Origin of the sequence: Algicola sagamiensis DSM 14643 (assembly GCF_000374485.1) — a bacterium.
Lineage (GTDB): Bacteria > Pseudomonadota > Gammaproteobacteria > Enterobacterales > Alteromonadaceae > Algicola > Algicola sagamiensis.
On the sequence record NZ_KB894496.1, the window covers coordinates 182522 to 196550 of the forward strand.

Annotated in this window: 10 protein-coding genes; 4 read left to right on the forward strand and 6 right to left on the reverse strand. The window is 43.3% G+C overall.

Annotation, left to right across the window (positions count from 1 at the left end; all coding sequences use genetic code 11):
• Positions 1-39: 39 nt before the first annotated feature.
• The 3 genes from C505_RS0111130 to C505_RS0111140 are packed head-to-tail and all read right to left on the reverse strand — an operon-like array spanning position 40 to position 2605.
• Positions 40-933 (reverse strand): carbon-nitrogen hydrolase, encoded by an 894-nt coding sequence (locus C505_RS0111130; RefSeq protein ID WP_018692689.1) that lies wholly within the window; start codon positions 931-933, stop codon positions 40-42.
• A gap of 17 nt (positions 934-950) precedes the next feature.
• Positions 951-1994 (reverse strand): agmatine deiminase family protein, encoded by a 1044-nt coding sequence (locus C505_RS0111135; RefSeq protein WP_018692690.1) that lies wholly within the window; start codon positions 1992-1994, stop codon positions 951-953.
• Entirely contained in the window at positions 1994-2605 is a 612-nt protein-coding gene (locus tag C505_RS0111140) for a PilZ domain-containing protein (protein ID WP_018692691.1), read from the reverse strand. Before C505_RS0111140 ends, C505_RS0111135 begins: the two co-directional genes overlap by 1 nt.
• 32 nt (positions 2606-2637) lie before the next feature.
• Between C505_RS0111140 and C505_RS0111145 the strand changes: the two genes are divergently transcribed.
• From C505_RS0111145 to C505_RS0111165, 4 genes are all read left to right on the forward strand, one after another.
• On the forward strand, positions 2638-3912 hold the full coding sequence (locus tag C505_RS0111145; protein WP_083938326.1) for a lipoprotein-releasing ABC transporter permease subunit: 1275 nt from the start codon (positions 2638-2640) through the stop codon (positions 3910-3912).
• On the forward strand, positions 3905-4585 hold the full coding sequence (gene lolD / locus C505_RS0111150; RefSeq protein WP_018692693.1) for a lipoprotein-releasing ABC transporter ATP-binding protein LolD: 681 nt from the start codon (positions 3905-3907) through the stop codon (positions 4583-4585). The genes C505_RS0111145 and lolD overlap by 8 nt, the downstream gene beginning before the upstream one ends.
• Positions 4582-5820, forward strand: a complete 1239-nt coding sequence (locus C505_RS0111155; RefSeq protein ID WP_018692694.1) for a lipoprotein-releasing ABC transporter permease subunit — start codon at positions 4582-4584, stop codon at positions 5818-5820. The genes lolD and C505_RS0111155 overlap by 4 nt, the downstream gene beginning before the upstream one ends.
• Before the next feature lie 391 nt (positions 5821-6211).
• Complete coding sequence (locus C505_RS0111165; protein ID WP_018692696.1) at positions 6212-8155, forward strand: hypothetical protein; 1944 nt, start codon at positions 6212-6214, stop codon at positions 8153-8155.
• Positions 8156-8303: 148 nt separating this feature from the next.
• Here the strand turns inward: C505_RS0111165 and C505_RS0111170 are convergent, their stop codons facing one another.
• From C505_RS0111170 to fadE, 3 genes are all read right to left on the reverse strand, one after another.
• The gene (locus C505_RS0111170) at positions 8304-9563 is read right to left on the reverse strand and encodes a M12 family metallo-peptidase (protein WP_018692697.1); all 1260 of its coding nucleotides are present in this window, start codon (positions 9561-9563) and stop codon (positions 8304-8306) included.
• Between the two features lie 179 nt (positions 9564-9742).
• The gene (locus C505_RS23650) at positions 9743-10960 is read right to left on the reverse strand and encodes a substrate-binding periplasmic protein (RefSeq protein WP_083938327.1); all 1218 of its coding nucleotides are present in this window, start codon (positions 10958-10960) and stop codon (positions 9743-9745) included.
• A gap of 107 nt (positions 10961-11067) precedes the next feature.
• On the reverse strand, positions 11068-13524 hold the full coding sequence (gene fadE, locus C505_RS0111180; protein ID WP_018692699.1) for an acyl-CoA dehydrogenase FadE: 2457 nt from the start codon (positions 13522-13524) through the stop codon (positions 11068-11070).
• Positions 13525-14029 lie beyond the last annotated feature (505 nt).

A 14029-nucleotide genomic window follows, 5' to 3' on the forward strand; every position in this document is an offset into this window, starting at 1 on the left:
GCTCAGGGTGTTGGTGAACCTGAGCGTGATATTATCCAGCTAGTCGCGGTATATTTTAAGCAAATCGCCATAGTGGTCAATACGGCGATCACGCAGATATGGCCAAATACGGCGCACATCTTCACTGCGTTGTAAGTCGATATCGGCCAGTAATATTTCATCGTCATCATCTTCAGCATGGGACAAGATCTCTCCCTGTGGCCCGGCCACAAAGGAGTTCCCCCAGAATTGGATCCCCTCACTTTGCCCAGATGGATCGGTCTCATGACCAACGCGATTACAGCTTATGACTGGAACACCGTTCGCAATAGCGTGTGCACGCTGTACAATGACCCAGGCATTGAGCTGGCGTGTTTGTTCGTCTTCATCGTCTCTTGGATCCCAACCAATCGCTGTTGGATAAATGAGGATTTCAGCTCCCGCCATCGCCATTAAACGCGCACCCTCTGGAAACCACTGATCCCAGCAGACAAGGACGCCGAGTTTACCTACGCTGGTTTGGATTGGCTCAAACCCTAAATCTCCTGGTGTGAAATAGAACTTCTCATAGAAACCAGGATCGTCAGGGATATGCATTTTGCGGTATTTCCCGGCAATTGTACCATCGGTTTCGATGACCACGGCTGTATTGTGATAGAGCCCTGTTGCTCGCTTTTCAAATAGGGAAGCGACAATGACGATGTTGAGTTCTTTTGCGACATCACCAAGTGCTTGCGTTGTTGCGCCAGGGATTGGCTCTGCCAAATCAAATAAATCTACATCTTCTGTTTGGCAAAAATAAAGAGAACGATGCAGCTCCTGCAAGACAATGAGCTGAGCACCATCTACGGCGGCCTCGTGGATACCAGAGATGGTTTTTTGTAGATTATGTTCAACATCAGAACTATTGCTGTGTTGGATCAAACCGACACGGAGCGTTTCTTTTGCTGTCATGGGTATTCTTCTCGATACTATTGTTGACGAATAAAACCGACGGGCAACTGCATGGTAAGACAATGCAAACTGCCGTGCTGTTCAATGATACTGCGGCAATTGATCCCGATGACTTCATGATCGGGGTAAGCGCATTGGATCTGAGCGAATGCATGCGGATCTTTTGGGTCATCATAAGTTGGAACAAGAACACGCTGATTGATGATGAGATAGTTCGCATAAGTCGCTGGTAATCGATAACCTTCTCGACCAATGATTGATGTAGGCCAGGGCAAAGGGATCAAATTGAAAGGTTTGTTTTGTGTATTGGTCATACTGCACAGTTGTACTTCCATGCGTTGCAAAGCATCAAAATGTTCATCTTTTGGGTCATCGCATTGAACATAAACAATCGTGTTGTTTGGTGCAAATCGAGCAAGGGTATCAATGTGCGCATCCGTATCATCACCAGCCAAGTAGCCATGGTCAAGCCAGAGAATTTTTTCAGCGCCAAGGAGCTGCAATAAGGACGCTTCGAGCTGTGATTTCGAGTGGGCTGGGTTACGGTTGGGGTTGAGTAAACATTCGCTTGTGGTAAGAATGCAGCCCGCTCCATCAGACTCAATCCCACCACCTTCGAGTATAAGGTCAACCGACTCTGAGGAGATTGGGTGAATCTCAGGATGTTGAAATAACGCTTGATTAATTGCGTTATCTTGGGTCGATTCAAACTTGCCACCCCAGCCATTAAAGGTAAAGTTCAGCGCTTTGACCTGCCTTGTTTGTTGGTTCACAAGCGTGATTGGGCCATGATCTCTGGCCCATGTATCATCGGTTGGCGTCTCGACAAAGATGACCTGCTTAAGTTTGTCCTGTGGCAACAAGTGGCTAATATGCGATTTGAGCTCAGTATTGTGCACAGCAATGACCAATTGTTGGACATCTAAAATGGCAGTCGCGATCTGAACAAAAATAGGTTCAACATCCTGAAGTATCTCTGCCCAGTCAGTGTCTTTGTGGGGCCAGGTCAACAGAACAGCATCTTGGGGATACCACTCCGCGGGTAAACGAAATGCATTCACTACGAATTTGTGCCTTTATCTTTTTGGCGCGCTTGCGCTTTGCGTTTTAATTGTTTGGATTGTTCATGAAGCGATGCACGAACGATGATTTCCCGATCTTCTTCGCGAAGACGTGTGAATAGTAATGAATGGTGAAATCGTTCATCCTCTTCTTCGGCTTGTAAGATTTCACCATAACCATAAATCGCACTTGCTTCATCCTTGAGGAATAATTTTAAGCGGATCATGGTCCCAACTTCCAATTTTTTTTCGTGAAAAAAAGTCAGACCACCGCCACCGAAGCTTTGTGTGTCACACCGATCCCCCTCATGATCTTGATGAACAAGAATATGGCTCATGAGAAGGTCTATTTTTCTGGATTGTGCGCGAAGGAATTCAACCAGATCATCTGCCACATCGCCCAAGTTCATCAGTGGGCGTAGCATTTTGGCATCAATCGCGGAGACTTCACTGGCAATTTGAAATAGCTCAGGGATTTCGTTTTCAAAATCCGATTCTCCCGGAATATCATCAGGATCCGTGATTGGCAGGATATTTAAGGTATATCGCCGCTTGACCAGAAAATATTCATGGAACAGCTCAAATTTTTGCTCTAAAGAGAGATCACTCATATATTACTCTTCATGACAATGGACTTGTGTTTATGGTACGAAACACATATTATCCCGGGCAAATACTCCTATCTATACTATTATCACCCATGTTTCAACCCGTTACCTCATTTATTGGTTTACGATACAGCCGCTCCAGAAAGGGCAATGCATTTATTTCATTCATCAGCTTCTTTTCGATTGCAGGGATCGCGTTGGGGGTTTTAGCACTGATCGTGATCACGTCAGTGATGAATGGGTTTGAAGGGCAGCTCAAACAACGAATTTTAGGGATGGTTCCACAGATCATCATCAACCAAGATGGGCGAACGTTTTCAGGGCCGGATAAAATCCTCCCCCAATTACAAATGCACCCTGAAGTCAAATCGGCAGAGCCGATCAGTTTGTCTTCCTCACTCGTTCAATATCATTCCGAGTTGAAAAATGTGCAACTGCAAGGCTTGTATTCAGAAAAAATGCCGCCTGGTATTTTGCCGCATGAAGTGATTGCAGGTCAGTGGGAGCAACTGCAAGCACAAAAGTATGGGGTGATGATAGGACGTTATCTAGCGAGCCAACTTGGTGTCAGTGTTGGTGATAAAATCCGGGTGTTGGTTTCTGAGTCTTCCAGATATACCCCAATGGGTCGGATCCCAAGCCAGAGAAATTTTAAAGTGGTGGCTTTATTTGATACGCAGACAGAAATGGATGAGCGGGTGATTTTTGCAAGAGGCCAGGATGTCGCAAGATTGATGCGTTTACCCAAAGATCAGGTCAGTGGTGTACGTTTGTATTTAAACGATGCGTTTGATGCGCCACAAGTTGCAACAGAGTTGCGGCAACAATTTCCGGATCTGGTTGTCACAGATTGGCGACAGCAACAAGGGCGATTTTTTGATGCGGTTAAAATGGAAAAGAAAGTGATGTCGCTTTTACTGATGCTGATTATCGGTGTGGCTGCATTTAATATTGTGGCGGCATTAGTGATGACAGTCACAGAGAAAGAGTCGGAAATTGCGATGTTGTTGACGATGGGAATGGCAGCGAAGAATATCCAGAAAATTTTTATGTTCCAAGGGGGATATAATGGCATATTGGGGACTCTCATCGGCGGTTTGCTTGGTGTACTGCTTTGTGTGAGTCTCAACCCGCTGCTTAGCCTGTTTGGTATTCACCCATTAGGCTTACCCGAGCTGCCTATGATTATGGATGGGGTTACAATCACCTTGATTCTCATTGGTGCATTGTTCCTCAGTCTTATCGCCACCCTTTATCCGGCGCGCTTGGCCGCCAAAGTTCAACCTGCAGAGGTTTTAAAATATGAGTAGTGTGCTTTCATGTCGTCAAGTGTCAAAGTCTTACCGTGACGGCGATCATCAGGTTGAAGTGCTTCAAGGTTTGGACTTGGAAATTCAAAAACAGGAACAAGTCGCAATTGTTGGTTCCTCAGGATCGGGCAAATCAACTTTATTGCACATATTAGGCACATTAGATAAACCAACATCAGGTGAACTCCATATTAATGGCACGAATGTATTCTCTCTCAACCAAACGAAATTGGCTGACTTTCGTAATACGTCGCTTGGTTTTATCTATCAATTTCATCATTTGCTCATGGAATTTACAGCACTTGAAAATGTGGCCATACCATTGCTGATCCGGGGGGAAAGTGTTGAGCATGCAAGTGAAAAAGCAAAAGATTTATTAGTCAGAGTTGGTCTGGGACATCGTTTAACTCATCGACCGAGTGAAATGTCGGGTGGGGAAAGGCAACGCGTCTCTATTGCGCGTGCAGTGATTACATCCCCTGCGCTTGTGCTTGCAGATGAGCCGACAGGAAACCTCGACGGTCACTCTGCGTCAGAGGTTTATGGGTTGCTCTGTGAAATCAATCAGGAATTTGATACAGCCATTATTGTCGTCACCCATGACTTGCGACTCGCAGGAAAGTTGGACAAGTGCTATCAGCTGGTTGAAGGTAAACTTGGGGTGATGGGATGAAAACGGGCAAGGCGCTGAGTTTTTTTCTTGCATCTCGCTATCAAAGCGAAAAACGGAAATCAGGTTTCACGAACTTTGTTTCTGCCAGTTCTATCTGGGGTATTGGCCTTGGTGTTGCAGTGATGATCGTTGGCTTATCGGTGATGAATGGTTTTGAGAAAGAGCTGAAAAACCGTTGGCTGGATATGATCCCACATGTCGAGTTTCGAGCGGTTGATGTCCCCATTCGCAACTGGCAACAGAAAGTAAGACAGTTGGAAGCAGATCATACGGTATTGCGCGCAGCACCTGCAATTACACTCAATGGTATGCTTCAACAAGGCGCTGGTTTTAAACCGCTTCAAATCACAGGCATTGATGCGATTGATAATCATGCGATTGCACTTGAAAAATATTTATCCCCAGATGTCTCACATACGCTGACCGGAAATCAAATCATTCTTGGCTCACAGTTAGCCCAAGATTTACATGTGGACAAAGGGGATACTTTGGTGGTGCTTGTCGCTCAAACCAACCAAAACTTTTCGACACCTAAAATGGTTGAGTTTCAGATTGCGGGGACGTTCAATATTGGCGGATTACTCGATCACTCTGCCGCGTTTATTTCTTTAGTGAAAGCCCAGGAAATACGAGGCTTAAAGCCAGGAGAAGTTACGTCTTTACAACTCAAGATTAAAGATGTGTTTGCAGCACCTCAGGTGTCACGGATGCTAGGCATGAACCTTCAGGAATATGTCTATATGTTGGATTGGCAACGTTTACATGGACACATTTACAATGATATCCAGATGGTTCGATTTATCATCTACTTGGCATTAAGTCTGGTGATTGCGGTTGCATGTTTTAACATTGTCTCCACACTCGTGATGATTGTCCGTGAGAAGCAAAGCGACATTGCCATTTTAAAAACCATGGGGATCCACCACCGAGTGATTAATCAAACGTTTGTATTTTATGGGTTGAGAAATGGACTACTAGGAACATGCTGGGGGGGCATTGTGGGCATTCTGCTCGCAATCTATCTGCCAGATATGATGCATTGGATTGAATCCACATTTCATTTAGAGTTTTTAGATGGAAGTGTCTATTTTATCGGTTTTATTCCAAGTGATTTCCAACCCATGGACGCAGTGGTGACTGTCCTGATTGCACTTGTGATCAGCTTTTTGGCAACAATGTACCCTTCCCGAACCGTGTTAAAGATCGATCCAGCTGTCGTACTGGGGCAAAAGTAACTTCACTAAGATCTGATTGAGGAAGTGCAATATGAACGCACTTCCTCGACTCTTCACCTCATTGTTTGGGCGAAAGCCAACGTATTGACGACATCAGCTTTCTAAAAAATACCGTTTTGATTATGAAGTGCTCAAATTAAATTTAATAACAAAGAATGAGTTTATTAACGAAAAATATTAATTCACCCTATTAGTTTACGCTTTATTAATCTCTTCGCTTTTTTAAAATTCCCACTTTATTCAATAGATTATATTTTATTTTTTGGTTTTTAATACTAAAGAATTGCTTATTCATTTTTCTAATGATATATTCCTGCGCCTCGTAAACGGCGGTGGTGATAAAGTAACCACTCCCAAAGGTTATTTTATTTGTTAAATTAGGCAAGCTCCCATGAAATATAAATTACTCTCAATACTCGTCTCATCTGCCATCGCTTTAGGTGGATGTCACTCATCACATGACAATAAAAATACGTCAACAACTCCGAAAAAAGAAACGCCGGATACGTCAACAACGCCAAAAAAAGAAACGCCGGATACGTCAACAACGCCAAAAAAAGAAACACCGGATACGACAACAGGTACACCGAAGAAAGAAGTCGCAGTTGAAGGTAAATATCAGATTACAGCAATTGATGGCTATCTTGAAAATGCCCTTGTGATTTTGGACAAGAACAAAGACGGTATTTGGAATGAAGGCGAATTAAAAGCAACGACGAATGCAAGCGGTGTTGCTGAATTTGAATATCAGTCAGCAGAAGAACTTTCATCAATTCAATCTGCTCAAGTTCTTGTAAAAGCGATTGCCGGGGAAACAATTGACCAGGACTCAGGTCTTGTTTTACGTGATTATCAAATGACTGCAGAACCTGCGAGTCAAGTGGTGACACCACTGACAACGTTGGTGTCCCAATATAAAAAAGATAACAGCATCGAATCGCTAGAAGAAGCAGAAGAAGGTTTAAGAAACGAGCTATTGCTTATGGATGAACCGCTGACAGGTGACTTTATTAAAGCGTCTCAAGAATTAAAAGCGCGTTTTGTACAATTACAAGCAGATTTGGCTAAAGTCGGTCATGATGAGTCTAAGCCAGAAGAAGAAAAAGCAGATGAATTAGCAACGATTCAAAATGAGCTTCGAAAGGCAGAGTCTCAATTTGAAGCAATGAGCCAATTGCGTGCACTTGCGAGAAACATGGTTTTGAACGCCACAAAAAATGCAGAAGGCGGAAAAGCAATCTTTACAGTTGACAATGCCAATGAAGTGATAACTGGTTTATTTAGCTTCACTGGACAGAGAGGCCAGCTAGACGATTATTCTAATATTACTGTCAACATCAATGAAGGCATCTCTGTCCTGAATTCTCCGAGAGAAGATACGATTATCCAAGTCCCATCAACCTTTGGTCTTTGGCAAAATAGCCCAGGCTATTTGGGGTCACAGTCGCTTATTCAATCCTTTGCGTCTGGCTATCAAGAAATGGTAGGCAGAACAGATCTTGCCAAAGATTTAGAGCTGATGATGGAAGTCGCTTACTTAACGCATGAGAACAAGCAAGACCAAATCGGTGACCAAGTCGAGGTTATGGAACTCGAAGATAAGTCATCAATGTTGGGAAGAGAATATCTATACTCATTCGCGGCGAGTGGATATGAGTTTGCCCTGAACAATTCGATTCTAATGACAGAGTCCATTGAGGTAAGTGGACAAGTTGGTGATTTTACTTTCGATGAGGCAGAACTAAATCTAGGAGATGAAACCGAACAGGCTAATGCACAGCGCAAAAGAGTTCCTGTATCATTTGAACCATCATTTTATCGTTTTGGAAGCAAATGGCTGTCAAAATATGCTCTTGATGCGATAAGTCCACAAGGGTCATATAATGCTAATGTTGAATTTATTGGATATATTCACGCTATACAGGTCGAAGAGGCGCTTTCTGTCAATGCGAATGTGACATCAATGAATTTAAAATTAGAAAATGGTTACACGATTTCTTTCCAACAGACTGTCGCTGATGAAAGTACATACGCTACACGTACTGTAAATTACAATGATATGGCTTCCATCCAACTTGTTGATCGTGAGGACGATATTCTTGTTATCAGACAGAATAAAGCTTTGGGGGCGGCTTACCTTATTTATTCCAAAGCTGATAAGTCACTCAAGTCAGCGAGTATCGAAAGAGCTGATAGTCAAGTAAAAGTTGATTTTGATGTGGTGAATCAATCTGCAACAATTTACGCAGCTGGGCAGGCGCTCCCACTTGTTGAAGATGAAAATGGTATGCATTTTATTTTCAATGGAAAAACAGTCAATATCCCAAAACATTAAATAAGTTGTATGAGTTAGCAACGAAGAAGCACTATCACTGGCAGTGAGAGTGCTTCTTTTTTTATCATTAAATGTAGGTATTGCTGCTACAACAAGTCGCGTGAATTCAAATCTAGGACGTGTTAGCTAACTTAAGTATACCTAATGCTCAAATAGAATGAATATCCCCAGCGTCTCGGTAGTTAGCGACTTTTTCTGCGTTTTCTCGGACGACACGCGTGTTATCGTGAGTTGTATCTCCTAGTGGTAAGCCATTCATTGTATTCGTTGGGCTTGAGAGATATTTGACGCGTGTACAGGCACGTGTTGAAGGGCAGCCGTTATCGTAAGCCATCAATGTACGATAGGACCAATCATTCGCAATCCACCCTCTGCCGTATTCAAAATAAGGGTTTGGCTCCACAAACTCATCATGATGAGCGCCAAATAAATGCGCCATTTCATGTTGCAAGGTGTACTTGTATGAGCATCCCTCGATGGGGTTGGCAATCGCAAATGCATTGTCTGCAAGGAGTGAGTCATCGGCAATCCCGCAGGCATCAGTCGTATCTGCAATCACGATGGCAATATCTGCTTTGGTGCGCTCTCGCTCAGCTGCAACGTCATCCATGTAACCGTCATTTGGATCCTTCAGCTTGTCCAGCGTATCGTCGCTATCGTCCAATGAGCGATCGTCGGTGATCATTGTCCCGACCAAGCGGGTTTTGATATGTGATAACCCGCTGTTTTGCATTACTTCTTCAAACAGTGCCAGCTCCATTTCCGCCATAAGTTCTAAACGCGATGGTGAGATAAATGGCTCTGCTGCAAATAAAACATCGATTGTGAGGGGGTGCACTCTTTTTGTATCAGGCAAAGTGATAGATTGAGGCTGAATGTACTGTGCAGTCATGAATGCAGAAAACTCTGTCAGTGTCGAGCGCTTTGATCGTCTCAGAATCCGTTTTGGAGCATCGGTTGGTAAGCGATGAGCAATGCCTGTGACTTCAGTGAGTTGAGATAAGCCTTGAGCTATTGCATTGAGTTTCAAGAAACGACCGTCCACTTCAATCTGACCTTCAACGAGGCCGGAACCTGCGGTGATCAGTAACACCCGGTTTTTTGCTTGAGGATTTTGCGCATTGGTGACATAGCCTTGCCAGCGTGTATTGCCTCGTTCAGTCCAAGTGAATTGGTCGAGCTGGAAGTGAAGCAATTGACCTTGAAATTGAATTTGTAGCTGATTGGCACCATTTTGAATGCCTTTTGCATCAATGGATAGCCGCTCAGTGGTGTTTGATAACACCTGAGGAGGGAGTTGTTCATAAGCGGTTGCCTGTCCTGATGTTGTTTTCGGTGAAGCGGTTGAAGTCATTGACGAGAGGCTGCATATTACTGCGGAAGCAATTGCAGTTTTTATTGGATTCATAAATACATCCTTAATTTCCTTTGAGTAATGCGAACTTATCGACGTTATCCGTGGATAAGTAAAGGCACGCTATCATATAGGGATTGGATAACAAATACTAACATTTCATGAACTTACGAATATTTTTAAATCATTCTTTTGTGTGGTTTTTGCTGTGAGGTGTGTATTTCACGGTGTGGTCATTGAAGCATGATGAGCACTTTCTCAACATTCACGCCGACAGTGATGGCACCAATGGGAGATTGTGTTGCGGGATCAACGAGAGTAATACTGATTTGTGATAAAAACATACGGGTAGATTGATCAAATTGGATATCATCAATGAATGTTTTAGCGTTGCCTCTTTCATAGGTATTTTTGAATTTTGCTTCATCTCCTTGCCAATAGTCCGATGTCACTTTACTTTGAGCAACATTGAGGCCTTTGTTATCCATGATAAAAATTTCTTGATAGAGTCCTTTCGAGTTTGCTTCAACTTGCTTCAAATAAAGAGACACAGGATTACTGAGTACCTTTTTGATTAAGGGGCCGCCCCCTATCTTTGCTTCTTGACGCCACTGTTGATCCAACTTCATGATTGAATCTTGAGCAAGTTTCTGGTGATCTTCATTTTGTTTTTGGATGTAAGAAAGAATAGTTTGTGTGGAAGCGAAGGCTTTGATCTGTTTTGCTATCTGATGGAGCACATCAAGTTCTTGCTGAGATAAAGTCAGTCTTTTCTTCTGGCAGGCATAAATTCTATCATTAAATTTATCTAAGAATGTAGGGTTTGTCAGCAAGTATTGCAAAGAAAAATAGCACCCCACAGCGGTGTATTTATGAAATATTTTTTGTACAGATTTAAATTCTGCTGGAAGGTGTGCAAACTCTTTTTCGACGGATGTCTCACGTGCTAAAAAAGCAGTGACCCTCTGGCGGCTGAGCAATTTGTATAATTGATGGATAGAATCAACGGATACGATTTGCGAGTAATGATTTAATTTCAACCAAGCTTCTTCATTACTGTCTTTCAGGACGCCGATGGGTTTGGTTGTCTGATTGATATCAAATGGGGACAGCGTATACCAATTCCATTTGTTTAAAGATGTTGGTGCAGAAAACTGTACATTTTGAATATGGCCAGCTTCAGAGATGATGCTAAAAGCGCCGTCAACGCGACCACTCGAGACCATTTTCTCACAAGATTGTCTTGGAGATAGCTCAATTTGGTATTCCAGGTTTAGCTGATTGAAAATACAGTCGATTTCTTGTACTGATCCGCCTGTGAAAAAGCTATTGTTTTTTTCCAAATAAGATTGAGGCATTGCCGTACAAAGGCGTAGAGTAATTGATGAGCTTTCGAAGCCCACGAATAAGAAGAGAAACAAAGCGATCAATCGGGTGCAGTTACGGCTCATATGTTGATGCTAAATCCTGTTTACTGCTCAAATTTTAGCAGAGTTTGGGATAAACTGCGTTTTGGTGAGAAGATGAGAGCCCTGCGAGTAGTGCAGGGCTTTCAATTTTATGCTGCTTTTGTACCGGCTTTCTTGTCTTGTTCAACAAGTGATTTGTTCGCAGGCAAATCCATCGGATCGAAATCATCGACGTTGATGGCTCTTAAACGACCTTGCTCAGCTCGGCGAAGGAGATCTGCATCTTCCTGGCTGATGACCTTCAGCTCAAGACCTTTTTCTGCAACCTCATTCAGGCGATAGAACGGTAGGCGTTCTCCAGCTTCACGGCAAACTTTCTCGAAGATAGGCTCACACGCGATGATGTCTTCCAGTGTTTGCTCCAGCATCCCAATCGGGTTGTTTTCAACACGAGTGAGATAGACACCTGTCGCTAAGCGATTTCTCGCCTCAGATGGTGTTTGCAGTAAACGAGAAACTTTGTGATCCAACATATCAGAAGGGCGCTTGATGCGTTTTCCGAATGGGAAGATCACAAGCTTCATGAAGCGTGCAACAATGGCATTTGGGAAGTTATTGACAAGCTCATCCAGTGCCTCTTGTGCGCGATAAAGGTTGTCTTCACAAGCCCATTGCATCAGCAATTTATCGCCTGCTTGGCGACCATCATCATTGTAGCGTTTCAGGGTTGCTGAAGTGAGATAAAGCATACTTAATACATCACCAAGCCGCGCTGAGATCCGCTCTTTGCGTTTTAGCTCACCACCAAGAACACCCATTGCAACATCAGAGAAAAACGCAAGCGTTGCACTGAAACGAGACATTTGTTGGTAATAACGCTTGGTTTCGTCTTTAAATGGTGTCTCTGCAAAGTGCGCGTTGGTTATCCCATGCCAAAATGTTCTGAAGAAGTTACTGATTGCGAATCCAATATGGCCGAATAATGCACCATCGAAAGCATCAACAGCTTCGCGTTCATCAGACATTTGCGCTGCGTGAAGTTCAGGTAATACATAGGGATGGCAGCGGATTGCACCCTGGCCATAGATGATCATGTTTCGGGTCAAGATGTTTGCACCTTCAACAGTGATCGCAACAGGTGTTCCTTGATAGCCACGTGCCAGGTAGTTTTCTGGTCCCATCATGACACCTTTACCGCCGTGGATATCCATCGCGTCATTGATACCAGTGCGGACACGTTCTGTCAGATGATATTTTAAAATCGCAGAAATGACAGAAGGCTTTTCGCCTAGTGCAATTCCGGTCGTTGAGAGGGAGCATGCAGCATCAGACATATAAGCATACCCACCTAAACGAGCCATAGCTTCTTCAACGCCTTCCATTTTACCGATAGGTAGTTTGAATTGACGACGAACACGGCTATAGGCCCCCGTGGTTATAGCTGCTGCTTTTAATCCACCCGCTGAGTTTGACGGCAGTGTAATCGCACGACCGACAGACAGGCATTCAACTAGCATACGCCAGCCTTGACCGGCCATTTTTTGGCCGCCAATGATGAAGTCAAGGGGTACGAAAACGTCTTCGCCTCGTGTTGGGCCATTTTGAAATGGGACATTGAGCGGGAAGTGGCGACGTCCAATTTGAACACCTGGTGTTGAAACTGGAATCAACGCACAAGTAATACCGAGATCTTCCTCAGAGCCAAGGAGACCATCCGGGTCACGTAATTTAAACGCTAGGCCTAGCACAGTTGCAACTGGCGCAAGTGTGATATAGCGTTTATTCCATGTCAGGCGCATACCGACAACTTCTTTACCTTCCCATTCGCTTTTACAAACAATCCCGTAATCAGGAATTGCACCTGCATCAGAGCCTGCTTCAGGGCTGGTGAGGGCGAAACATGGAATTTCTTCACCTTTTGCGAGGCGTGGAAGGTAATGATCTTGTTGCTCTTTTGTTCCATAATGCTGAAGTAGTTCACCAGGCCCCAATGAGTTTGGCACACCGACAGTACTCGCTAAAACAGTGCTTTTTGTGGAAAGCTTTTGAAGAACACAAGATTGTGCATAAGCTGAGAAGTCTAGACCACCATATTCTTTTTTGATAATCATGGCGAAAAATTGATTGTCTTTTAAATACTGCCAGACTTCCGGGGATAAATCAGCGCGCTCATGGGTTGTATCCCAGTCGCTGATCATGGCAAGGACTTCTTCACATGGACCGTCGAGAAATGCCTGCTCTTCAGCACTTAAACGAGCCTTCGGAATGTTATGTAATTTATCCCAATCAGGATTACCACGAAAGAGATCGGTTTCCCACCATGTTGTGCCTGCATCGAGGGCTTCCTGCTCGGTACGAGACATTTGTGGCATGATCTTGCGATACAGTTTGAGTATCGGTTTTGTCATGTACTGTTTACGAATGCTAGAGACATTTAATGGTACAGCAATCGCCAAGAAGACCAGCCAAGCAAATGACCCAACGATGTCATTCAATGTTCCAAGGATCATGGCTGCGACAGCAACCCCAGTAAAGGTTGTCAGTTTTGCACGGTGATAGGCAAGAATACCCATCAAGATGATAAATATCGACCAGAAGATAAGCATTTAATTCTCCTAAAGGCTTTCATTTTAGAGGTCAGACCACTTCATATAAGACTAGTTAAATACGCCTTAAGTTGCAAGTTTAATTTCATGAAAAAATCGCTTATTTGTAATGAAAGGGGACAGTCTGATTAATTCCTGTTCGGTTCTTTGTGTTGATATCAATCAAGATGCTTTTTTTATCCAAAATTAGTCTCATAGTACCACTTAAAAATTCAATGAATTGGATGATCCTCGTCAGCCTATATTGAATACAGGGTGGGTGTGTTTAAATATCAGTAAATAGTATTGCCAAAAGGGAGTGAATTTTTGTAAGCGATCGGATTTATAGGAGAATATTAAAAATTGCATGCAATTTGTTTTCTTAAAATTAACCTTCCATAAAAATTAAATTAATTTTTTAATTTCTTTTTGTTTTCTTTTTGAGCAGTGTTCTATGCTCAGAAATAGCAAAAAAGTACCAATTTATTTTTCATTGATGGTGCACCCATTGATGTGGGGCACTTTT

Bases quoted from the DNA above. Each gene is read 5' to 3' on its own strand.
- C505_RS23650 (WP_083938327.1), bottom strand. From the start codon at position 10,960: ATGAGCCGTAACTGCACCCGATTGATCGCTTTGTTTCTCTTCTTATTC.
- C505_RS0111165 (WP_018692696.1), top strand. From the start codon at position 6,212: ATGAAATATAAATTACTCTCAATACTCGTCTCATCTGCCATCGCTTTA.
- fadE (WP_018692699.1), bottom strand. From the start codon at position 13,524: ATGCTTATCTTCTGGTCGATATTTATCATCTTGATGGGTATTCTTGCC.
- lolD (WP_018692693.1), top strand. From the start codon at position 3,905: ATGAGTAGTGTGCTTTCATGTCGTCAAGTGTCAAAGTCTTACCGTGAC.
- C505_RS0111170 (WP_018692697.1), bottom strand. From the start codon at position 9,563: ATGAATCCAATAAAAACTGCAATTGCTTCCGCAGTAATATGCAGCCTC.
- C505_RS0111140 (WP_018692691.1), bottom strand. From the start codon at position 2,605: ATGAGTGATCTCTCTTTAGAGCAAAAATTTGAGCTGTTCCATGAATAT.
- C505_RS0111145 (WP_083938326.1), top strand. From the start codon at position 2,638: ATGGTACGAAACACATATTATCCCGGGCAAATACTCCTATCTATACTA.
- C505_RS0111155 (WP_018692694.1), top strand. From the start codon at position 4,582: ATGAAAACGGGCAAGGCGCTGAGTTTTTTTCTTGCATCTCGCTATCAA.
- C505_RS0111130 (WP_018692689.1), bottom strand. From the start codon at position 933: ATGACAGCAAAAGAAACGCTCCGTGTCGGTTTGATCCAACACAGCAAT.